Annotated in this window: 15 protein-coding genes, 2 tRNA genes, 2 rRNA genes and 2 pseudogenes; 7 read left to right on the top strand and 14 right to left on the bottom strand. The window is 59.9% G+C overall.

Translation table 11 applies throughout. The features are described 5' to 3' along the window. Positions 1-24: 24 nt before the first annotated feature. The 8 genes and pseudogenes from AC3IYG_RS09805 to selD form a co-directional block, all read right to left on the bottom strand. Positions 25-2,914 (bottom strand): 23S ribosomal RNA (locus tag AC3IYG_RS09805). 239 nt (positions 2,915-3,153) lie between these two features. Continuing rightward, positions 3,154-3,229 (bottom strand) — tRNA-Ala (locus AC3IYG_RS09800). A 23-nt stretch (positions 3,230-3,252) separates the two neighbouring features. Next, positions 3,253-3,329: transfer RNA gene (locus AC3IYG_RS09795), tRNA-Ile, on the bottom strand. A gap of 128 nt (positions 3,330-3,457) precedes the next feature. Continuing rightward, positions 3,458-4,996: ribosomal RNA gene (locus AC3IYG_RS09790) — 16S ribosomal RNA — on the bottom strand. Together the 16S and 23S rRNA genes with 2 tRNA genes alongside form the textbook arrangement of a ribosomal RNA operon. A 559-nt stretch (positions 4,997-5,555) precedes the next feature. After that, positions 5,556-5,732, bottom strand: a pseudogene (locus AC3IYG_RS09785) (hypothetical protein); the annotation flags it as partial. 81 nt (positions 5,733-5,813) lie between these two features. After that, positions 5,814-6,053, bottom strand: coding sequence for a helix-turn-helix transcriptional regulator (locus AC3IYG_RS09780; protein ID WP_489313569.1), 240 nt, complete (start codon positions 6,051-6,053; stop codon positions 5,814-5,816). A 111-nt stretch (positions 6,054-6,164) separates the two neighbouring features. Beyond that, positions 6,165-7,268 carry a tRNA 2-selenouridine(34) synthase MnmH gene (gene mnmH / locus AC3IYG_RS09775; RefSeq protein ID WP_489313568.1) on the bottom strand — a complete coding sequence of 368 codons (1,104 nt, stop codon included), beginning with the start codon at positions 7,266-7,268 and terminating at the stop codon, positions 6,165-6,167. Continuing rightward, positions 7,268-8,302, bottom strand: coding sequence for a selenide, water dikinase SelD (gene selD, locus AC3IYG_RS09770; RefSeq protein WP_489313567.1), 1,035 nt, complete (start codon positions 8,300-8,302; stop codon positions 7,268-7,270). The genes mnmH and selD overlap by 1 nt, the downstream gene beginning before the upstream one ends. A gap of 144 nt (positions 8,303-8,446) precedes the next feature. Here selD and AC3IYG_RS09765 point away from each other — a divergent pair, with 144 nt between their 5' ends. From AC3IYG_RS09765 to phnE, 4 genes are read left to right on the top strand one after another with little or no spacing between them, the layout of a single operon-like run. Beyond that, positions 8,447-9,298 (top strand): putative selenate ABC transporter substrate-binding protein, encoded by an 852-nt coding sequence (locus AC3IYG_RS09765; protein WP_489313566.1) that lies wholly within the window; start codon positions 8,447-8,449, stop codon positions 9,296-9,298. Then, positions 9,295-10,098: a phosphonate ABC transporter ATP-binding protein gene (locus tag AC3IYG_RS09760; RefSeq protein WP_489313565.1), complete on the top strand. Its 804-nt coding sequence runs from the start codon at positions 9,295-9,297 to the stop codon at positions 10,096-10,098. The genes AC3IYG_RS09765 and AC3IYG_RS09760 overlap by 4 nt, the downstream gene beginning before the upstream one ends. Further along, a complete protein-coding gene (locus AC3IYG_RS09755; RefSeq protein WP_489313564.1) occupies positions 10,092-10,919 on the top strand; it encodes a PhnE/PtxC family ABC transporter permease in 828 nt (275 codons plus the stop codon). The genes AC3IYG_RS09760 and AC3IYG_RS09755 overlap by 7 nt, the downstream gene beginning before the upstream one ends. Further along, positions 10,916-11,683 carry a phosphonate ABC transporter, permease protein PhnE gene (gene phnE, locus AC3IYG_RS09750; RefSeq protein ID WP_489313563.1) on the top strand — a complete coding sequence of 256 codons (768 nt, stop codon included), beginning with the start codon at positions 10,916-10,918 and terminating at the stop codon, positions 11,681-11,683. The genes AC3IYG_RS09755 and phnE overlap by 4 nt, the downstream gene beginning before the upstream one ends. A gap of 21 nt (positions 11,684-11,704) precedes the next feature. On the opposite strand, the gene AC3IYG_RS09745 is transcribed toward phnE, so the two are convergent. From AC3IYG_RS09745 to AC3IYG_RS09720, 6 genes are all read right to left on the bottom strand, one after another. Further along, on the bottom strand, positions 11,705-12,994 hold the full coding sequence (locus tag AC3IYG_RS09745; RefSeq protein WP_489313562.1) for an NAD(P)/FAD-dependent oxidoreductase: 1,290 nt from the start codon (positions 12,992-12,994) through the stop codon (positions 11,705-11,707). A 160-nt stretch (positions 12,995-13,154) separates the two neighbouring features. After that, positions 13,155-14,522, bottom strand: a complete 1,368-nt coding sequence (locus tag AC3IYG_RS09740; protein ID WP_489313561.1) for a glutamine synthetase family protein — start codon at positions 14,520-14,522, stop codon at positions 13,155-13,157. 513 nt (positions 14,523-15,035) lie between these two features. Continuing rightward, the gene (locus AC3IYG_RS09735) at positions 15,036-16,856 is read right to left on the bottom strand and encodes a monovalent cation:proton antiporter-2 (CPA2) family protein (protein WP_489313560.1); all 1,821 of its coding nucleotides are present in this window, start codon (positions 16,854-16,856) and stop codon (positions 15,036-15,038) included. A 258-nt stretch (positions 16,857-17,114) separates the two neighbouring features. Continuing rightward, on the bottom strand, positions 17,115-17,741 hold the full coding sequence (ycaC, locus tag AC3IYG_RS09730; RefSeq protein ID WP_489313559.1) for an isochorismate family cysteine hydrolase YcaC: 627 nt from the start codon (positions 17,739-17,741) through the stop codon (positions 17,115-17,117). Positions 17,742-17,904: 163 nt separating this feature from the next. Further along, on the bottom strand, positions 17,905-18,594 hold the full coding sequence (locus AC3IYG_RS09725) for a hydrolase (protein ID WP_489313558.1): 690 nt from the start codon (positions 18,592-18,594) through the stop codon (positions 17,905-17,907). 136 nt (positions 18,595-18,730) lie between these two features. Beyond that, positions 18,731-19,597 (bottom strand): pirin family protein, encoded by an 867-nt coding sequence (locus tag AC3IYG_RS09720; protein WP_489313557.1) that lies wholly within the window; start codon positions 19,595-19,597, stop codon positions 18,731-18,733. Between the two features lie 107 nt (positions 19,598-19,704). Between AC3IYG_RS09720 and AC3IYG_RS09715 the strand changes: the two genes are divergently transcribed. From AC3IYG_RS09715 to AC3IYG_RS09705, 3 genes and pseudogenes are all read left to right on the top strand, one after another. Then, positions 19,705-20,595 carry a LysR family transcriptional regulator gene (locus AC3IYG_RS09715; protein ID WP_489313556.1) on the top strand — a complete coding sequence of 297 codons (891 nt, stop codon included), beginning with the start codon at positions 19,705-19,707 and terminating at the stop codon, positions 20,593-20,595. A gap of 657 nt (positions 20,596-21,252) precedes the next feature. Continuing rightward, positions 21,253-21,677: pseudogene (locus tag AC3IYG_RS09710) on the top strand (LexA family protein). Positions 21,678-21,780: 103 nt separating this feature from the next. Next, positions 21,781-21,924, top strand: a complete 144-nt coding sequence (locus AC3IYG_RS09705) for a hypothetical protein (RefSeq protein ID WP_489313555.1) — start codon at positions 21,781-21,783, stop codon at positions 21,922-21,924. Position 21,925: the final 1 nt, after the last annotated feature.

Raw genomic sequence — 21,925 nt, 5'->3', positions numbered from 1 at the left:
CTAAGCAAATTGCTTGGGTGTTATATGGTCAAGCCTCACGGGCAATTAGTATGGGTTAGCTCAACGCCTCACAGCGCTTACACACCCCACCTATCAACGTCGTAGTCTTCGACGGCCCTTTAGGGAACTCAAGGTTCCAGTGAGATCTCATCTTGAGGCTAGTTTCCCGCTTAGATGCTTTCAGCGGTTATCTATTCCGAACATAGCTACCCGGCGATGCCACTGGCGTGACAACCGGAACACCAGAGGTTCGTCCACTCCGGTCCTCTCGTACTAGGAGCAGCCCCTCTCAAATCTCAAACGTCCACGGCAGATAGGGACCGAACTGTCTCACGACGTTCTAAACCCAGCTCGCGTACCACTTTAAATGGCGAACAGCCATACCCTTGGGACCGGCTTCAGCCCCAGGATGTGATGAGCCGACATCGAGGTGCCAAACACCGCCGTCGATATGAACTCTTGGGCGGTATCAGCCTGTTATCCCCGGAGTACCTTTTATCCGTTGAGCGATGGCCCTTCCATACAGAACCACCGGATCACTAAGACCTACTTTCGTACCTGCTCGACGTGTCTGTCTCGCAGTCAAGCGCGCTTTTGCCTTTATACTCTACGACCGATTTCCGACCGGTCTGAGCGCACCTTCGTACTCCTCCGTTACTCTTTAGGAGGAGACCGCCCCAGTCAAACTACCCACCATACACTGTCCTCGATCCGGATAACGGACCTGAGTTAGAACCTCAAAGTTGCCAGGGTGGTATTTCAAGGTTGGCTCCACGCAGACTGGCGTCCACGCTTCAAAGCCTCCCACCTATCCTACACAAGCAAATTCAAAGTCCAGTGCAAAGCTATAGTAAAGGTTCACGGGGTCTTTCCGTCTAGCCGCGGATACACTGCATCTTCACAGCGATTTCAATTTCACTGAGTCTCGGGTGGAGACAGCGCCGCCATCGTTACGCCATTCGTGCAGGTCGGAACTTACCCGACAAGGAATTTCGCTACCTTAGGACCGTTATAGTTACGGCCGCCGTTTACCGGGGCTTCGATCAAGAGCTTCGCGTTAGCTAACCCCATCAATTAACCTTCCGGCACCGGGCAGGCGTCACACCCTATACGTCCACTTTCGTGTTTGCAGAGTGCTGTGTTTTTAATAAACAGTCGCAGCGGCCTGGTATCTTCGACCGGCATGAGCTTACGGAGCAAGTCCTTCACCCTCACCGGCGCACCTTCTCCCGAAGTTACGGTGCCATTTTGCCTAGTTCCTTCACCCGAGTTCTCTCAAGCGCCTTGGTATTCTCTACCCAACCACCTGTGTCGGTTTGGGGTACGGTTCCTAGTTATCTGAAGCTTAGAGGCTTTTCTTGGAAGCATGGCATCAACCACTTCGCGCTCTAATGAGCACTCGTCATCAGTTCTCAGCCTTAACCGCCCGGATTTACCTAAGCAGTCAGCCTACAACCTTAAACTTGGACAACCAACGCCAAGCTGGCCTAGCCTTCTCCGTCCCCCCATCGCAATAACTAGAAGTACAGGAATATTAACCTGTTTTCCATCGACTACGCTTTTCAGCCTCGCCTTAGGGACCGACTAACCCTGCGTCGATTAACGTTGCGCAGGAAACCTTGGTCTTTCGGCGTGGGTGTTTTTCACACCCATTGTCGTTACTCATGTCAGCATTCGCACTTCTGATACCTCCAGCAAGCTTCTCAACTCACCTTCACAGGCTTACAGAACGCTCCTCTACCGCATCACCTAAGTGATACCCGTAGCTTCGGTGTCTAGTTTGAGCCCCGTTAAATCTTCCGCGCAGGCCGACTCGACTAGTGAGCTATTACGCTTTCTTTAAAGGGTGGCTGCTTCTAAGCCAACCTCCTAGCTGTCTAAGCCTTCCCACATCGTTTCCCACTTAACTAGAACTTTGGGACCTTAGCTGACGGTCTGGGTTGTTTCCCTTTTCACGACGGACGTTAGCACCCGCCGTGTGTCTCCCGTGCTCGCACTTGTTGGTATTCGGAGTTTGCATCGGTTTGGTAAGTCGGGATGACCCCCTAGCCGAAACAGTGCTCTACCCCCAACAGTGATACACGAGGCGCTACCTAAATAGCTTTCGAGGAGAACCAGCTATCTCCGAGCTTGATTAGCCTTTCACTCCGATCCACAGGTCATCCGCTAACTTTTCAACGGTAGTCGGTTCGGTCCTCCAGTTAGTGTTACCCAACCTTCAACCTGCCCATGGATAGATCGCCCGGTTTCGGGTCTATTCCCAGCGACTAAACGCCCTATTAAGACTCGCTTTCGCTACGCCTCCCCTATTCGGTTAAGCTCGCCACTGAAAATAAGTCGCTGACCCATTATACAAAAGGTACGCAGTCACCCAACAAAGTGGGCTCCCACTGCTTGTACGCATACGGTTTCAGGATCTATTTCACTCCCCTCTCCGGGGTTCTTTTCGCCTTTCCCTCACGGTACTAGTTCACTATCGGTCAGTCAGTAGTATTTAGCCTTGGAGGATGGTCCCCCCATATTCAGACAAAGTTTCTCGTGCTCCGTCCTACTCGATTTCATGACTAAGAGATTTTCGCGTACAGGGCTATCACCCACTATGGCCGCACTTTCCAGAGCGTTCCGCTAATCTCAAAGCCACTTAAGGGCTAGTCCCCGTTCGCTCGCCACTACTAAGGGAATCTCGGTTGATTTCTTTTCCTCCGGGTACTTAGATGTTTCAGTTCCCCGGGTTCGCTTCTTACGCCTATGTATTCAGCGCAAGATACCTAACTTATGTTAGGTGGGTTCCCCCATTCAGAAATTTCCGGATCAATGTCTGTTTGCCGACTCCCCGAAACTTATCGCAGGCTACCACGTCTTTCATCGCCTCTGACTGCCAAGGCATCCACCGTATGCGCTTCTTCACTTGACCATATAACCCCAAGCAATCTGGTTATACTATGAAGACGACATTCGCCGAAAATTCGCAATAAACTCGCAAATTTTACCTTAGCCTGATCACACCCCAGTGAAAAGGGTGACCAGTCTATTCTTTCTATCACATACCCAAATTTTTAAAGAACGATTAATACTTTCTAGTCAAAGACCAGAATTCAATATTCCAACCTCGCGGCGAATACTCAATTCTGAACTCTCTCAAGCAAGTCGTCGTGGTGGAGCCAAACGGGATCGAACCGTTGACCTCCTGCGTGCAAGGCAGGCGCTCTCCCAGCTGAGCTATGGCCCCTACTGAGGCTTTTCCACAACAATTGGTGGGTCTGGGCAGATTCGAACTGCCGACCTCACCCTTATCAGGGGTGCGCTCTAACCAACTGAGCTACAGACCCAATTGTTCGGGCTACTAGGCTGACAACTCTTACCTGATCCTCCCCTTCCAGCAGGGACGACCCAATCGTCTTTCGCAATGAATCAAGCAATTCGTGTGGGAGCTTATAAGGAAGCTGATGTCGTCGATTAAGGAGGTGATCCAGCCGCAGGTTCCCCTACGGCTACCTTGTTACGACTTCACCCCAGTCATGAATCACACCGTGGTAACCGTCCCCCTTGCGGTTAGACTAGCTACTTCTGGTGCAACCCACTCCCATGGTGTGACGGGCGGTGTGTACAAGGCCCGGGAACGTATTCACCGTGACATTCTGATTCACGATTACTAGCGATTCCGACTTCACGCAGTCGAGTTGCAGACTGCGATCCGGACTACGATCGGTTTTATGGGATTAGCTCCACCTCGCGGCTTGGCAACCCTTTGTACCGACCATTGTAGCACGTGTGTAGCCCTGGCCGTAAGGGCCATGATGACTTGACGTCATCCCCACCTTCCTCCGGTTTGTCACCGGCAGTCTCCTTAGAGTGCCCACCATAACGTGCTGGTAACTAAGGACAAGGGTTGCGCTCGTTACGGGACTTAACCCAACATCTCACGACACGAGCTGACGACAGCCATGCAGCACCTGTGTTCGAGTTCCCGAAGGCACTTCCGCATCTCTGCAGAATTCTCGACATGTCAAGGCCAGGTAAGGTTCTTCGCGTTGCTTCGAATTAAACCACATGCTCCACCGCTTGTGCGGGCCCCCGTCAATTCATTTGAGTTTTAACCTTGCGGCCGTACTCCCCAGGCGGTCGACTTAATGCGTTAGCTGCGCCACTAAGAGCTCAAGGCTCCCAACGGCTAGTCGACATCGTTTACGGCGTGGACTACCAGGGTATCTAATCCTGTTTGCTCCCCACGCTTTCGCACCTCAGTGTCAGTATCAGTCCAGGTGGTCGCCTTCGCCACTGGTGTTCCTTCCTATATCTACGCATTTCACCGCTACACAGGAAATTCCACCACCCTCTACCATACTCTAGCTGGCCAGTTTTGGATGCAGTTCCCAGGTTGAGCCCGGGGATTTCACATTCAACTTAACCAACCACCTACGCGCGCTTTACGCCCAGTAATTCCGATTAACGCTTGCACCCTCTGTATTACCGCGGCTGCTGGCACAGAGTTAGCCGGTGCTTATTCTGTCGGTAACGTCAAAACAGCAAGATATTAGCTTACTGCCCTTCCTCCCAACTTAAAGTGCTTTACAATCCGAAGACCTTCTTCACACACGCGGCATGGCTGGATCAGGCTTTCGCCCATTGTCCAATATTCCCCACTGCTGCCTCCCGTAGGAGTCTGGACCGTGTCTCAGTTCCAGTGTGACTGATCATCCTCTCAGACCAGTTACGGATCGTCGCCTTGGTAGGCCTTTACCCTACCAACTAGCTAATCCGACCTAGGCTCATCTAATAGCGTGAGGTCCGAAGATCCCCCACTTTCTCCCGTAGGACGTATGCGGTATTAGCGTCCGTTTCCGAACGTTATCCCCCACTACTAGGCAGATTCCTAGGCATTACTCACCCGTCCGCCGCTCGCCACCAGGTACAAGTACCCGTGCTGCCGCTCGACTTGCATGTGTTAGGCCTGCCGCCAGCGTTCAATCTGAGCCATGATCAAACTCTTCAGTTCAAACATCTTTGGGTTTTGAGAAAACCCTAAACTTGGCTCAGCAATCGCAAATTGCTTTATTTAAAAAGCTAAACTCTTTGAATTCACGAAGAGTTACTTGTGACGCTGATAATCAGTTGACTATCAGTCTTACCTCACAAGCACCCACACGAATTGCTTGATTCAGTTGTTAAAGAACAGTTGGTTAAGTCTTTCGTCTCAACCGAGGCGCGCATTCTACAGCAGCCTCTCAATCTGTCAAGCGGTTATTTCAACGAAGTTTCAAAATTTCTTGATCAACTTCAACCACTTGCGCTTACGATCAACCGGAGCTTCTCGTCAGCGGGAGGCGAATTCTACAGCGTTTCAAACCGCTGTCAACCACCTCGTTCAACCGCTTTCGATCCCTCCAGGAGACCCACCAACAAGGCTCAACCACCACCTTGTCAGCCCGGCGCATTCTACGCGGTTTTCACCGCTTTGCAACCCCTCTTTTAAAGCTAACTTCTTGTTATCTAAGAAGTTTTCCGAGAGGATTGCGCCGTAAGAGGTGCGCATTATAGGCCCAGCAAATTAACCGTCAAGCGCTTATTGAAACCTTTTGGTCATTTTTATCGAAGCCTTCGGGAAGAGCCATGGGCAGACGGCTCCTCCCTACTCTTCTATATAGAGTGGCCATGGGTATCGCCAAGGTACCGACTGAGGTGCCACGCGCATCGGAGGTTGCTGGGTATGGCCCGCCATGAACCACGGCATCGAGGTAGTCCCCGTTCTTATCGACGACCAGAGCACCACTTGGTGCCTTGCGGGGTAGAGATCTTCAAGCGAGCGATCTGACTCATTTGAAAACATCCGCGATGTCATCAAGTGTCGGCAGTTGCGCCGGAGTCAGCTTCAGCTCGCTATCCAGCGCGGCAATCACTCGTGCATAGAAACCCAGCGAGACCGAACCACAGCTCTGTTCGATTTCGATCAGTTTTTGTCGGGTAATACCCGCCAGGCTGGCCAACTCGGTCTGCTTCAAGCCGCGATTGAGCCGTAGCCGACGGATTTCATTGCCGAAACGCTGGGTGATCATCTGATAGTCCACGTCACGGTCAAAACAGGCCAGCCAACACCATCCGCGATACCGTAGTTGAATGCGCGCCCCTGGGTCTCAACGCGGACCACCTGACGGGCAGAAGCGCCTTTACCGCCGCCCTGCCCGCGCTTGCAGGTAGGCCACTACCGCGGCCTGCTCGCCGGAGAACTCGATTCGGCCGCCCTTGCTTTCACGCTGGAAGGCGTACATCGGATCGTAGTATTCCTTGAGCAAGACCTCGATCCAGGCGCGATGCAGCTCGACCACGCCACTGCGTTGCTGCTCCTGCAGGGCTTCCTGCATGAGTGCCGTCAGCCGCTGGTGGCGTTCGCCGCCCAGGCGCTTGAGGATATTCGCCAGGCTCTGCAGCAGTCGCTCGGCAAAGCGTGCGAAGCCAGGCTCCTCACCATGCGCGGCGATGAATTCGGCGCACAGGTCGCTGACATAATCGCGCAGGATGCGCTCGACGCGACCGTCGAAGCTGTCCTCCAGCCACACCATCGGGTAATGCTGCATGCCCTGGTACAACTCCAGCGGTTGCGAGCAACTGCCCACCGTACGGCCTTCGTCCTCCAGCACGAACTGCTCGATTCCGGTCGCGCGCTTTTTCAGGATATCCACCGCCAGGCAGTTCTCGAAGTCGATCTGCGCGGGTTGTCCGGTGACTCGCTTACCAAAACTGGAACCCCGGTGGTTGGCATGGCCTTCCAGATCCAGCGCATTGCTCAGTTGGCTCAGCACCTCGGTCTTGCCGGTGCCGGTGAGGCCGCCGACCAGGACGAAGTCGCACTGTGCCACGGCCTGCTGGGTGGTCTCCAGCAGGAAGGTACGCATGGCCTTGTAACCGCCGATCACCCTCGGGTAGTCGATGCCCGCCTCGCTCTTCAACCATTGCTGGACGATTTGCGAGCGCAGGCCGCCACGAAAGCAGTACAGATAGCCCTCGGGGTTGGCACGGGCGAACGCCGCCCAAGCCTCGACCCGCTCAGCCTTGGCCTGGCCGGCGACCAACTGGTGCCCCAGCTCGATGGCAGCCTGCTGGCCATGCTGTTTGTAGCAGGTGCCGACCTTTTGCCGCTCGATGTCGTTCATCAGCGGCAGGTTGAGCACCCCCGGGAAGGCGCCCTTGTGGAACTCCACCGGGGCACGGGCGTCCATCATCGGCGTATCGTTGAGGAAGAGTTCGCGGTAATTGGCGGTGTTCTCGCGCATCAGCACACCTCGACCGCGTGGCGCTGTCGCTCGAACATCTGACCGATCGGCGCAAGCCTCAGGCCCAGCTCAGCGGCTGCCGCGAGGAACTCGGCCTCGCCTGCTGGCGTGACCGCGACCAGCAACCCGCCACTGGTTTGCGGATCGCAGAGCAGCAGCCTCTGCGCTTCGGGCAGCGGTGCGACCTTTTCGCCATAGCTTTCGAAGTTACGGTGCGTGCCGCCCGGTACGCAGCCTGCGGCCAGATAGTGTTCGACACCCGGCAAGAGCGGCACCGCGGCGAACTCCAGCCGAGCGGTCAAACCGCTGCCGTCGGCCATTTCGATCAGGTGGCCGAGCAGACCGAAACCGGTGACGTCGGTCATGGCCTGCACGCCGGCGAGCTTGCCGAAACGGCTGCCGGGTTTGTTCAGGGTGCACATCCAATCCCGCGCCAGCCCAACATCCTCGGCCCGCAGCTTGGCCTGTTTCTCGGCCGTGGTAAGGATGCCGATACCCAGCGGTTTGCTCAGGTAGAGCTTGCAGCCCACCGTCGCGGTGTCGTTGCGTTTCATGTGGCGCTTTTCCACCACTCCGGTAACCGCCAGGCCGAAGATCGGCTCCGGCGCGTCGATCGAATGCCCGCCGGCCAGTGGAATACCCGCGGCCTCACAGGCGGCGCGGCCACCGGCGATCACCTCGCGCGCCACTTCGGGGGCCAGAACATTGACCGGCCAGCCGAGGATGGCAATCGCCATCAACGGCTCGCCGCCCATGGCGTAGATATCGCTGATCGCGTTGGTGGCCGCGATACGGCCGAAGTCGAAGGGGTCGTCGACGATCGGCATGAAAAAATCGGTGGTGGAGACCACCCCACGCTCGTCATCCAGGGCATAAACCGCCGCATCGTCACGCGACGCGTTGCCGACCCAGAGCTTTGGGTCGAGGTTCTGCGCACCGCTGCCGGCCAGGATCACGTCCAGTACCTTGGGCGAAATCTTGCAGCCACAACCGGCGCCGTGGCTGTACTGGGTCAAGCGGATCGGTTCGCGCATCGAGGTTTCTCTCACTACAGGCAATAGCGGCGGATTCTAGCAAAGTACGCGGGCCACGCCTCTGCGTACGGAAGATTGCCCGCACCGCCCCACTGCCCCCTATAATCCGCCGGCTTTTTCCGCTATTTAACCGGAGAACCCCCCATGCTCAAACGTACCTTGGCGCTCGCCGCCGGCATTGCCCTGACCCTGTCCGCCGTAAGCAGTTTTGCCGCTGAAACCCTGAAAGTCTCGGCCATACCCGACGAAGCGCCGACCGAACTGCTGCGCAAATTCAAACCCCTGGGTGCCTACCTGGAACAGCAGCTCGGCATGAAAGTCGAGTTCGTTCCAGTATCCGACTATGCCGCCGTGGTCGAAGCGCTGGCCGCCGATCGCATCGACATGGCCTGGTTGGGCGGCTTCACCTTCGTCCAGGCGCGCCTCAAGACCGGCAACGCCATTCCACTGGTACAGCGCGAGCAGGATGAGAAGTTCACCAGCAAGTTCATCAGTGCCGATCCACAGATCAAGAGCCTGCAAGACCTGAAGGGCAAAACCTTCGCCTTCGGCTCCGTCTCCTCCACCTCCGGCAGCCTGATGCCGCGCTATTTCATGCTTAAAGACGGGATCAAGCCGGAAGAGTTTTTCAGCCGCGTGGCCTATTCCGGTGCCCATGACGCCACCGTTGCCTGGGTGCAAGCCGGCAAGGTCGATGGCGGCGTGCTCAACGCCTCGGTCTGGGACAAGCTGGTCGCCAGCGGCAAGGTCGACACGCAAAAAGTCAAAGTCTTCGCCACCACCCCGACTTACTACGACTACAACTGGACGGTACGCGGTAGCCTCGACCCGGCGCTGGCCGAGAAAATCAAAGCCGCCTTCCTCGCCCTCGACCCGGCCGATCCAGAGCAAAAAGCGATCCTCGACCTGCAGGCCGCTAGCCGCTTCATCGCCACCCAGCCGGAAAACTACCAAGGCATCGAGGACGCAGCCCGCGCGGCCGGCCTGTTGAAGTGATGATTCGCCTGCATGCGGCAACCCTGCGTCACGCCAATGGCCAGGTCGCCCTGAATGGGATAGACCTGAACGTCGAACGTGGTGAACGGGTTGCCGTTATCGGGCCATCCGGGGCCGGCAAAACTAGCCTGTTGCATCTGCTGGCCACCGCCATGCGCCCTTCCAGCGGCCAGCTCGAGCTGTTCGGCAAATCGCCCTGGATGCTGTCCGGCGCGGCGCGGCAAAGACTGCGCGCCGGCATCGGCCTGATCCACCAGGCACCTCCTCTGCCCCCGCGGCAACGGGTGGTGACAGCGGTGCTGGCGGGTAAACTCGGCCAGTGGGGGCTGTTCAAAGGCCTGCTCAACCTGCTCTACCCGCTGGACATCAAGGGGGCGCGGGCCACGCTCGCGGGCCTGGACCTGGCGGATAAGCTGTTCCAACGCTGCGCCGAGCTTTCCGGTGGCCAGTTGCAGCGGGTCGGGGTTGCCCGCGTGCTCTATCAGGCGCCGCAGTTGATACTCGCCGACGAACCCGTCTCGGCCATGGACCCGGTTCTGGCCGAGCATACCCTTAGCGTGCTCTGTCAGCATGCCGCCGCGCACACCGTCACCCTGCTCGCCAGCCTGCACGCCGTTGACCTGGCACTGGCGCACTTCCCGCGCATCATCGGCATACGCGACGGGCGGATCGTCTTCGACCTGGCCGCCAAGGACGTCACCCCGGCCCAGCTCGATGCGCTGTATGCCAACGAGCAACTCAACCCCTTGCCGGCATCGCCGCCACCGGCCGCCGTCACGCTGCATATTCCGCGATGCTGAGTTCGGCCACTCGCGACCCCGCCGGCCTGCCACGCCTGCTGCTGACACTGTTGGCCATTGCGCTGTTGTGGCCCGGGATGCAACTCAGCGAGCTGAACCCACTGGTGCTGTTCGAGCGCAAAAACGCCGACAACATGGGCCAGTTCGTCGCGGCCTTCTGGCCTCCGGCCCATGATCCCGAGTTCCTGCAACTGCTCTGGCCCGCCACCCTGCAGACCCTGGCGATCGCCACTGCCGGCATGTGCCTGGCCTTGCTGTTCGCGCTGCCGGCAGCGCTGTTGGCCAGCCGCGCGCTGTCGCTCTCAGCCGTGCCGCGTGGCGGCCAGCCCAGTTGGCCGGCCCGGCTGCTGCGCTGGCCGCCACGCGCAGTGTTGATCTTCCTGCGCAGCGTGCCGGAAATCGTCTGGGCCCTGCTCTTCGTACGGGCCGTGGGCCTCGGCCCGACCGCCGGGGTATTGGCGATCGCCATCACCTACAGCGGCATGCTCGGCAAGGTTTACGCGGAGATTTTCGAGTCGGTCGATCAGCGGCCGGCCCGGGCACTGATGATTGCCGGCAGCAGCCGCCTGGGCGCGTTCATCTACGGCATCCTGCCCAACGCCGCCGCGGAAATGCTCTCCTACACCATCTACCGTTGGGAGTGCGCGATTCGCGCCTCGGTGGTGATGGGCTTCGTCGGGGCCGGCGGGCTCGGTCAACAGATCGACTTATCCATGCGCATGTTTGCCGGCGGTGAAGTCGCCAGCCTGTTGCTGACCTTTCTCGGCCTGGTATTGCTCGCCGACCAACTCAGCCGGCTACTGCGGGTGAGGCTGACATGAACCGTGCGCTCAACCTGCTGCTGCTGTTGGCGATCGGGGCTGCCACGCTGGTCTCGTTCCTCTACCTGGGCATCGATCTCGGCGCCTTGGTGGGCGGCGACAGCCTGCAGCAAATGGCCGGCTATGCCCAACGCTTCCTGGCCCCGGATCTCGGCACCGCGCACTTGAGCGCCATCGCTCATGGCGCCCTGGAAACCCTGGCCATGTCGGCACTCGGCACACTGCTGGCAGCGCTGCTCGGTTTGCTCCTCGCGCTACCGGCGGCCAGGCGCTTCGGCTGGTTGGCCCAGAGCGCGGCGCGGCTGCTGCTCAATGCCTTGCGCGCCATACCGGAACTGGTCTGGGCAGCCTTGATGGTGCTGGCCGCCGGGCTGGGGCCGAATGCCGGCGCCCTGGCCTTGGCGTTGCACACCTCGGGGGTACTCGGCCGGCTGTTCGCCGAGGCGCTGGAAAACGCCCCGCCCGGCCCCGCGCACGCCATCCGCCTGAACGGCGGCAGTCAGGTCGCTGCCTTCTGTTACGGCACCCTGCCCGGCGTCTGGCCGCAACTGCTGGCCTACAGCCTGTATCGCTGGGAAAACAACATCCGCATGGCCAGCGTGCTCGGCTTCGTCGGAGCCGGCGGCCTCGGGCAGATGCTCTATATAAACCTCAGCCTGTTCCAGGAAGCTCAAGCCAGCACGGTGATCCTGGCCATGCTGCTCCTGGTTCTGGGCGTGGATGCCTTGAGCGGCTGGGCACGGCAGCGTTGGGTGAGTGCCTGAGCCCGCCGCAAAGGCACGACCTCAGCGCAAGCGCTCAAGCATTTGGTAGTACCACATGCCGACCGCCAGCATCTGGTTGCCGGCCCATTCGCCAAAAGGCAGGCGGATGTGGCTGACGCCGGCAAAGGTATCGAACTGCTCCAGCGAGCCGGTGACGGCATTGGCCATGATTTCGCCGACGATATGCGTGGTCGCGACCCCGTGCCCGGAGTAACCCTGGGCGTACCAAACGTTCTTTGAAAGCTTGCCCAGCTGCGGAATGCGGTTGATGACGATGCCCATCATGCCGCTCCACTGGTAGTCGATTTCGACCCCCTTGAGCCGTGGGAAGGTGTGCTCGATGGCTGGGCGCAGTTCGGCGGCGATATCACGGGAGTCACGCCCGGAGTAATTGGCGCCGCCACCGAACAACAGGCGCTTGTCGGCTGTCATGCGGTAGTAATCGAGGACAAAACGGCAGTCATACACCGCCACATCCAGCGGGTTGAGCTTGGCTGCAACGTCTTCACCCAGCGGCTTGGTCACCACGATGCCGCCCGAGGCTGGGAAGATCATGCCCTTCATTTTGCCGCGTTCGAGCTTATGGTAGGCATTGCCGGCCAGAATCACCGAGTTGGCGACCACTCGCCCGTGCTCGGTGACGACTGTCGGCAAATCGCCATGCAGGATGTCGACCACCGGAGAGTTCTCGAAAATCACCGCGCCCAGGCTGGCTGCTGCACGCGCTTCGCCGAGGCAGAGGTTCAGCGAATGCACGTGCATGTTGCGCTTGTTGTGCAGCGCGCCGTGGTAGATGTCGGTTTCCAGGAAGTCCGGCATCTGGCTCGCGCTGATCATGCGCACATCGTCGCCCATGCCGCGCCGTACCGCTTCGTCATGGTTGGCTTGCAGGCCTTTCAGATGGCTGGGCTTGTAGGCCGCGTGCAAGTGACCGTGCTTGAGGTCGCACTGGATGCCGTACTTGGCCACGCGTTTCTTGATGATTTCGTGCCCGCGCCAGCGCAGGTTCCAGATGAAGTCGTCAACCTCGCCACCGAGTTTGGCGCGCATCTGCTTGCGCATCGCTTCGTCGCCGGACAGGCTGCCCGTGACCTGGCCGCCATTGCGGCCGGTGGCCCCCCAGCCAATTTTCTTGGCTTCGATGATCGCCACTTTCAGGCCACGCTCGGCCAGTTCCAACGCGGTCGATACGCCGGTAAAACCGCCGCCGATGATCGCGACATCGACCCGCTGTTCGCCTTCCAGGCGCGGGTAGTCGGTTTCCTCATTGAGGGTGGCGGTGTAGTAAGAGTTGCAGCGCTGTGTGGTCATGGCACTCGGATTCCCAATTCTATTTCTGTTGTTACGGGGCCTGAAAAGGCGCCAGTGCATTGCTGCAAAGACCGGCCGGATTCAGGCTCCCGATTGATCGTTTGGCGCGCGGGGGCAAACGCCTCAGCCCGCCTGGCGCACGACGAATAACCCGTTTTTGTCACGCCTGCTGCAGGTACCAGCGCCAGTCCTGCTCGCCGACCTCGCCCATGAACTGCCGGTACTCGGCCCGTTTGACCGCCAGGTAGACGCGCAGAAACTCGTCACCCAGGGCATCGCGCGCCCAGGCGGAGCTCTCTAGGGCACGCAGGGTGGTCAGCCAGTCCGTCGGTAAAACCTCCTTAGCCTGGGCGTAACCGTTGCCTTCGATCGGCGCGCCCGGATCGAGCTGTTCGCGGATGCCGCGGTGGATGCCGGCGAGGATCGCGGCGGCGGCCAGGTAAGGGTTGGCATCGGCGCCACAAATGCGGTGCTCGATATGCCGGCTGTTCGCCGGGCCACCGGGCACCCGCAGGCTCACGGTACGGTTGTCCACGCCCCAGGTCGGCGCCAGCGGTGCATAACTGTTGGCCTGGAAGCGGCGGTAGGAGTTGGCGTTGGGGCAAAAGAACAGCAGCGAATCGAGCAGTGTGGAGAGCATGCCGCCAATCGCCTGTTTGAGCAGCGGCGTGCCCTCCGGCGCCTCGCTGGCGAACAGGTTGTTGCCCTGCTCGTCCGCCAGGCTGACGTGCATGTGCATGCCCGTGCCGGCGATATGGTCGAAGGGTTTGGCCATGAAGCAGGCCGTCATCCCGTGCTTGTGCGCCACGCCTTTGACCAGGCGCTTGTAGCGCACCGCTTCATCCATCGCCTGCAGGGCGTCGGCGCGGTGCTCCAGGGTGATTTCCACCTGCCCGGGGGCGTACTCGGAGATCGCGGTGCGGGCCGGTATGCCTTGCGCTTTGCAGGCGGCGTAGAGGTCGGCAAGGAACGGCTCGATCTGCTCGAGCTCGCGCAGACCATAGACTTGCGTGCTGTAGGGGCGGCCACCATCGGCATCCAGCGCCGGCTGCGGGCGGCCATTGCTGTCGCGCTTCTGGTCGAGCAGGTAGAACTCCAGCTCGGCCGCCATGACCGGGTAATAGCCATCGGCCTTGAGCCCATCGATCACTTTGGCCAGCAGCCGCCGCGGGTCAGCCACTGCGGCCGGCATGCCTTGTTCCGGGTGCATGCTGACCTGCACCGCGGCGATCGGCATCAACCGCCAGGGCAGACGAGTCAGGCTGCCGGCCAGCGGGTAGGCGCGGCAGTCAATATCACCGACTTCCCAGACCAAGCCAGAATTCTCGACATCGTCGCCATTGACCGTCAGCCCGAGAATGGTGCTTGGCAACGGCCGCCCCGTCTCATACACCGCCAACAACTCATCGCGGTGCAGCAATTTGCCGCGTGGTACACCGTTGTTGTCGAGAATAAACAACTCGAAAACGTCGATATCGGGGTTCTGCTCAAGGAAATTCAGGGCTTCTTGCGGTGTGGCAAAACTCATGGGGTGTCTCTTGTTGTCGCGTCGTATCGACGCTCGCGGCGCATAACCTTTGGATAAGCACGGGCCCGATCCAGCCATCGTGGCGATCTGGTTGCTGTACTGTCGTGGTCTATACGCGGGAAGCAGCGCGGCTGCGGTGCAGGCGCAGATTCATGGCGGACAGGGCCAGGGGCCTGTCAGAGGGAGGGAGCGTCTGGTGGCCGTGCATGGCGGCAGTGCCACAATGCCCAAAAGGCCAATTCAAGCGGAAGAGCGGTGCTCATTGTAGGGCTCGGTTCAACAGTTGCGGCGGCCTGTGGTTACTCACTGCAACAGGCAACCCAGTAATATCCCGGTCGCCACGCTGCTTGAGGTAAAGGGCCCAAGGCATGCCTGTGGTTGACAGAGTCACACAAGGGTTAAGCGCTGTTAAATCTACTTCTATCTATGTTCAGTTGACCAAACACTAAACTTTGTTTTGCATCGCTTGGCAGCCGACCCAGCGCCAAAACCCATGGAGTATCAGGCACGCCACTAGCGCGTTACCTTGAGCGCGCCCCTGTCCTCGAGGACATCCGTCTCGAACAGGTTTTCCAGCTCGGCACGCGCCTCGCGGGCGGTTTGTATGACCGCGGCGGCATCGTCATAGACCAGATGCTGCTGCCTGAGCACCTCTTCGTCATGCCGCTGAAAACGCCTGATCCGCGCGGCGGCCTGCTCTTCGCTGAGCCCAAGCTCCAGCAGGATCTGGCGGCTCATTTCCAGGCTCGAGTGGAAGGTTTCCCGCACCGGGCGCGCCTCCAGATCCAACAAGTGGTGAACATGCTGACGGTTGCGAGCGCGCGCGATGATTTTCATATGCGGGTACAACTGGCGAACCAGACGAGCGGTTTCGATATTGGTTTGCGGGTTATCGGTCGCCACGATGAAGAATTCGGCCTTATCGACCTGGGCGGCACGGAGGATTTCCGGGCGCAGGGGGTCACCATAAAAGATCGGCATGCGGCCCAGGCTGCGGGAATACGCGACACTCTCGACCGAGGTATCCAGCGCCACAAAAGGCACCCGCTGCGCACGCAGCACGCGCGCGATGATCTGCCCCATACGGCCGATACCGGCGATCACCACACGCGGCACATCACTGTCGATCTCGGTGTACTCCGCCGGCGGCTCGGTTGCCGCAGCCGGCTTGGGCTTGATCAGCCGTCCCAGCAGTAACAGCAGCAACGGCGTCAACGCCATCGACAGGGTGATGGCGAGCACCAGCAGCCCATGTACCTGGCCAGTGAACAAGCCCTGCTCGCGGGCCATCTTGAACACCACGAACGCGAACTCACCACCGGCGGCGAGCACCAGGCCCAGACGCAGCGCGGCCTGCCGGTCCAGCCCGCCAAATAAACGCCCCACCAGGTACAACAAGGGCAACTTCAACAGCATCAGCAGCGCGGTAAGCCCCAGCACCAGGCCTGGCGCGCTCAGCAGCAAGCGGATATCCGCGGTCATGCCCACACTGATGAAAAACAGCCCGAGCAGCAGGCCCTTGAAGGGTTCGATCTGCGCTTCCAGTTCGTGCCGATATTCCGAGTCCGCCAACAGCAACCCCGCGAGGAAGGCGCCCAGCGCCATCGACACCCCAGCGAGTTCCATCAACCAGGCAGTGCCCATCACCACCAGCAGCGCGGTGGCCGTCGAGACTTCTTGCAGGCCGGTTTTGGCGACAACGCGAAATACCGGCCGCAGCAGATAGCGCCCACCCACCACCACGACCGCGATGCTGCCCAGCACCTTCAGCAGTTGCTCGACCTCGTTGCCCGATGCGCCGCTGCTGTAAGCCCCGCTGAGCAAGGGAAGCATGGCGATCAGCGGAATGGCCGCGATGTCCTGGAACAACAGAATGGCAAAAGCCAGGCGACCATGCGGCCGGGTGAGCTCCTTGCGCTCGGCGAGGATCTGCAGACCAAACGCGGTGGACGAAAGCGCCAGCCCAAGGCCGAGCACCACGGCGCTGTTCAGCGGCTGCGCAAAGCCCAGCAGCGCGACGCCGCCGATGACCAAGGCCGTCAGCAGCACCTGCGCAAGACCGACACCGAATACCGACTTGCGCATCACCCAAAGACGCCGTGGCGACAGCTCCAGGCCAATGATGAACAACAACAGCACGACGCCCAGCTCGGAGATTTGAGCGACACTCTCCGGGTTGCCGATCAGCTTCAGCACCGAAGGGCCGATCAGCACACCCGCCAACAGATAGCCCAGCACAGCGCCCAATTGCAGGCGTTTGGCCAGCGGTACAACCAACACCGCCGCCAGCAGGAAAATCACCCCCGACTGCAGAAAACTATCGCCATGCTCCACGCTCAACGTCCCCTTTGCGTCTTCTGATTCTTTCTATCGCAAGCAAAACCCAGCAACCGCGCATCGGCTTCGGGCGCCTCGGTTCCGATTATCAGTGAAGCGCAGCCCGATCGGTAATCCGCAGCGATGGCCACAACCCCTGGCATCACGGCTCTGCGCGGCCAGCGGGCATGCCAAAAAACCCTTTACCGAAGGTAAAGGGCTTCTGTGTTGACACATACCCTCGCCTGTTCGCCCACAGCGAGAGTGCTCAGGGCCTCACTTACCGGCGGTGAGCGTGGTGTAACTGGTGATCAGGTTGCGATAATCCGGGATGTGGTTGGAGAACAGCGTACCCAGCCCTTCGATATCGTTGCGCCAATCCCGGTGCAGCTCGCAAGCCAGACCGAACCAGGTCATCAGTTGCGCACCGGCAGCGTTCATCCGATGCCAGGCCGACTCACGGGTGACCTCATTGAAGGTACCCGAAGCATCGGTGACCACGAACACCTCAAAGCCCGCTTCGATGGCCGAGAGTGCCGGGAAAGCCACGCAAACCTCGGTAACCACGCCGGCAATGATCAGTTGCTTCTTGCCGGTGGCCTTCACGGCCTTGACGAAGTCTTCGTTGTCCCAGGCGTTGATCTGACCAGGGCGGGCGATGTAAGGCGCATCGGGGAACAATGCCTTCAACTCGGGCACCAGCGGGCCGTTGGGACCACTCTCGAAGCTGGTGGTGAGAATGGTCGGCAGCTTGAAGTACTTGGCCAGGTCGGCCAAAGCCAGCACGTTGTTCTTGAACTTGTCTGGATCGATGTCGCGTACCAGCGACAACAGACCCGTCTGGTGATCCACCAGCAGTACCGCGGCCTGGTCCTTGTCGAGACGTTTGTAGGGAGTGCTCATGATCAATCTCCTTGCATCACTTTCAGGGAAGTTCGCCAACCCGATTGCACACTGGCAAGGAGGTCGACGCGGGGTCCTGCTAACGATGAGCCGAGGCTCATCGACTGCTGCGGGTCATGCCGGGCGGAGTGAGCAGGCAAGCGCCTGAGCCCTCGCCCAGGGATTATTTGCGTTGCGAGTCCAGCGTCTCGTGATTGCTCACCACCGCCTGGGCCTTGAGGTAGCTTTCGATCAGCAGCTGGTAATGCGGCATGGCTTGGGCGTACACCGCGGCCCACTGCTCGGCATCCGGGCGATTCCAGGAGCCCTGGAGTTCGGAGAGCGTGCCCATGGTGTCGATCGGCACAACACCGGCCTGGGTCAGTCGAGCGATCGTCAGGTCGGAGGCCATTTTCGACACGGTGCCGGAAGCATCCACCACGGCAAACACCTTGTAACCGGCAGCGACCGCGCTGATGCTCGGGAAGGCCAGGCAAACGCTGGTGATGGTGCCGGCGATCACCAGGGTCTTCTTGCCCGTGGCCTCCACCGCCGCGACGAACTCAGGACAGTCCCAGGCATTGATTTCACCTTTGCGGGCGACGTATTGCGCCTCGGGGGCCGATTGGTGGATCTCCGGAATCAGCGGGCCGTTCGGCCCCTGCGGTACTGAAGCAGTGGTAATCACCGGCATCTTCAGCAGGTTGGCCGCCTTGGCCAGCGCGATGACATTGGCCCGCAGCTGTGGCAGGTCGATGTCCTTGACGATCTGGAACAAACCGCTTTGATGGTCGATCAACAACATGGCCGTGTCAGCGGGATCGATCATTGGCTTCTGGCCATTGAAGTTGGCGACATTAGCGAAGGTGTTCATTGTGCATTTCCTCGTGGCAGGTTGATGTTGCAGAGGACGCAGCGGCTGAATAAGGCGAGCCGACCGATGCGATTCACGCCATCGGTGCGAACTGGTCTATCCAGACTAGTCAGCCACCCTGTCCAGAATAGGGACATCAGTGGCTCATTCGTCCGAAACTTCCGCTATTGAAGTCCTCTAGTGCCTGCTCGATTTCCGCTTGGCTGTTCATCACGAAGGGGCCGTAACCGACGATAGGTTCGTCGATGGGCTCGCCATCCAGCAGCAGAACCATGGCATCGTTGTTGGCCTCCAGCTCCAGTTCGTCGCCAGCGCGATCGAGCAACACCATCTGCGCCTCCCGCGCCACCTGCGCACCATTGACCAGCACGCTGCCACGCAGAACGATCAACGCGGCGGTGCGGCCTTTCGGCAGGTCGAGCACGACGCGCTTGCCGGCATGCAGACGAATATCCCAGACATCCATCGCCGTGAAGGTGCGCGCCGGGCCCTTGTGACCGGCGTACTCCCCGGCAATCAGGCGCAAGCTGCCGGCGGCGTCTGGCAGCCGCACGAGCGGAATGTCCTGGTCGAGAATAGTCTGGTAGCCCGGCTCGGCCAGTTTGTCCTTGGCCGGCAGGTTCACCCACAGCTGCACCATTTCCAGGGTGCCACCCGTGCGGGTGAATGCCTGGGAATGGAACTCTTCATGAAGGATGCCTGACGCCGCCGTCATCCACTGCACATCACCGGGCCCGATGCGCCCGCCGCTGCCGGTCGAGTCACGGTGCTCCAGCTCGCCCTGATAGACGATGGTCACCGTTTCAAAACCGCGATGCGGGTGCTGAGCGACACCACGCGGCCGCTGGGTCGGGGTGAAGTCGGTCGGGCCAGCGTAGTCCAGCAGCAGGAACGGGCTGGTGTGCTGCCCCAGGCTGTCGTAGGAAAACAGCGTACGCACCGGAAAACCATCGCCGACCCAATGCTGTTTAGGGCTGCTGTAGATACCGAGGATCTTTTTCATAGCGCTCTCCTTTGAACCAATGGAGATAACAATAGGTGCGCAACACTGTGCTCGGTAGAGCCAATGTTTTACTCTCAGCGTTCTATTTGGTGAACGATGAACGCGCAATGGACGACCTGAACGACCTCTACTTCTACGCCCAGGTGGTGGAACATGGCGGCTTCGCCCCGGCCGGACGTGCGCTGAACACCCCCAAGTCGAAACTGAGCCGGCGCATCGCCCTGCTGGAAGAGCGCCTTGGTGTGCGTCTGCTTCAGCGCTCCACTCGGCACTTTTCGGTCACCGAGATCGGTCAGGAGTATTACCGCCACTGCGTCGCCATGCTGATCGAGGCCGATGCCGCACGGGAGGTGATCGAGCGAACCCGCTCAGAACCGCAAGGCATTGTCAGGATGAGTTGCCCGACCGCATTGCTGAACTTTCAGGTGGGCGCTGTCGTCAGCCGCTTCATGGTGGAAAACCCTCGGGTACAGGTGCACATTGAGGCCACCGATCGACGGGTCGATGTCATCGCCGAAGGCCTGGATATTGCCCTGCGGGTGCGCTTTCCACCGCTGGAGGACAGCGACCTGGTGATGCGGGTACTCAGAGAAAGCCCGCAACGGCTGGTGGCCAGCCCCGCATTCCTGCACAACCGGATTACGCCACGGGTACCCGCCGACCTCGGCGGACTACCCAGCCTCGACTGGGGGCCGGCGAACCGCGACCACGCCTGGTGCCTGGAAGGTCCAAACGGCGCCACCGCGCTGGTGCCACACAGCCCACGCATGGTGACGGATGACATGGCGACCCTGCGCCAGGCCGCCCTGCATGGGGTTGGCGTGGTGCAACTGCCGCATATGGTGGTGATCAACGATTTGCAGCAAGGCACCCTGCTGAACATAGTTCCGGACTGGACGCCACGCAGCGGCATCGTCCATGCCGTATTCCCATCACGGCGCGGCTTGCTGCCATCGGTGCGCAGCCTGATCGAGTATCTGGCGGATGAACTGCCGTAACCTGGCGAGATAAAACACCTCAAGGCCGCGATGCCTCGAATCTTGGTCAGCTTCAGGCACTCCAGATAAATGCTGGATGCCTCGTCCACGACCTTTCACTCGAAACCCCGACTGAAGCGGACCCGCCCGTGGAGGCCGGAAACCCGCCGCAGGCCAGCCCATCCCGAAAGCCAGCCATATCGCCCAACTCATACCGCCCGACAAGGGTATGCGCAGGCATCTTCGCGCATAGCGCGAAAAACACCGCGACCAACGGGACCAGGCACTTACCTGCTTGCGGGTAATGAACCGGAGCGCAGCACCACCTTCACCACCGGCTATTCCCGGGCAGACCGGTCATCCGCTTCCGCGGGACCATAAGCCAGCCGAGCCAGCAGCAGGAGCACACCACCGAAAGCGGCTACAACCAGAGCATTTTCAAGAATCGAACCCGTAAGCCACATGAGCGCACCTCTTCAAGTCAGGAAGTCGTGATCCAGATTCAGCCAAGCCCGGGGCGGGCTCTCAAGCGTGCCGGCATGAACACGTTGCCCACATCGCTAGCGGCCCCATCCACCCTATCGGCAGGGTCGGCCATTCACCGGCTGCCAATTGACTATAAGGCATTTACCCGACAACTGTATATAAATACAGTTGCCGGGTTTCCTCATGCCCTACATGATCCCTCACGAGCCCGTAAGCAGCTCAACCAGCCAGTTGCCGCTCTTCTCCGCCCGAGTGCCCGCGGGTTTCCCCAGCCCGGCAGGCGATCACCTGGAACGGGTAATGTCCCTCAATGCCCTGCTGGACATCGACGCGGCCCACACTTACCTCGTGCGTCGGGCGATAGCATGATCAATGCCGGAATCTTCGACGAAGATGTGCTGGTCGTCAGCCGGGCACTCACCGCCGTTGCTGGCCATATCGTCATTGCCGCAATCAATGGCGAGGTCTTCGTCAAACGGCTAGCGCGAACGGGCCAGCAAATCAGCCTCCTGTCAGAGAACTGCAACTACCCACCCCGCCATCTGCTCGACAGCGACGAGCTGATGATCTGGGGAGTGGTCACCGCCAGTATTCGTCGGCACCACGGTCATGCCTGAAAAGCCTTTGCTCTGATCGACGGCAACAGCTTCTACGCCAGCTGCGAGCGAGTGTTCCGACCAGACTTTCAGCCCCCATCGTAATGCTGAGCAACAACGACGGTTGCGTGATTACCCGCTCAGCCGCCTCGACTCGAACCTGGAGGGCTGGCTGAACGAAGCGCTGAATAAGCGGCTGCAGCGAATCAGCGTCGAACACGCCATCAGGGTGCCCGTGCCGGTAGCCGATTTGGCCGCGAGCGCCTGAA

The organism is Pseudomonas sp. KH_027 (assembly GCF_057838565.1).
Note: the sequence above shows the minus strand (reverse complement) of the source record. Positions and strands in the feature narration are given on the sequence as shown.

What these genes read in the sequence shown, in the direction of transcription:
- AC3IYG_RS09780 (WP_489313569.1), bottom strand. Translation starts at nt 6,053, where the DNA reads ATGATCACCCAGCGTTTCGGCAATGAAATCCGTCGGCTACGGCTCAAT.
- mnmH (WP_489313568.1), bottom strand. Translation starts at nt 7,268, where the DNA reads ATGCGCGAGAACACCGCCAATTACCGCGAACTCTTCCTCAACGATACG.
- selD (WP_489313567.1), bottom strand. Translation starts at nt 8,302, where the DNA reads ATGCGCGAACCGATCCGCTTGACCCAGTACAGCCACGGCGCCGGTTGT.
- AC3IYG_RS09765 (WP_489313566.1), top strand. Translation starts at nt 8,447, where the DNA reads ATGCTCAAACGTACCTTGGCGCTCGCCGCCGGCATTGCCCTGACCCTG.
- AC3IYG_RS09755 (WP_489313564.1), top strand. Translation starts at nt 10,092, where the DNA reads ATGCTGAGTTCGGCCACTCGCGACCCCGCCGGCCTGCCACGCCTGCTG.
- phnE (WP_489313563.1), top strand. Translation starts at nt 10,916, where the DNA reads ATGAACCGTGCGCTCAACCTGCTGCTGCTGTTGGCGATCGGGGCTGCC.
- AC3IYG_RS09745 (WP_489313562.1), bottom strand. Translation starts at nt 12,994, where the DNA reads ATGACCACACAGCGCTGCAACTCTTACTACACCGCCACCCTCAATGAG.
- AC3IYG_RS09740 (WP_489313561.1), bottom strand. Translation starts at nt 14,522, where the DNA reads ATGAGTTTTGCCACACCGCAAGAAGCCCTGAATTTCCTTGAGCAGAAC.
- ycaC (WP_489313559.1), bottom strand. Translation starts at nt 17,741, where the DNA reads ATGAGCACTCCCTACAAACGTCTCGACAAGGACCAGGCCGCGGTACTG.
- AC3IYG_RS09725 (WP_489313558.1), bottom strand. Translation starts at nt 18,594, where the DNA reads ATGAACACCTTCGCTAATGTCGCCAACTTCAATGGCCAGAAGCCAATG.
- AC3IYG_RS09720 (WP_489313557.1), bottom strand. Translation starts at nt 19,597, where the DNA reads ATGAAAAAGATCCTCGGTATCTACAGCAGCCCTAAACAGCATTGGGTC.
- AC3IYG_RS09715 (WP_489313556.1), top strand. Translation starts at nt 19,705, where the DNA reads ATGGACGACCTGAACGACCTCTACTTCTACGCCCAGGTGGTGGAACAT.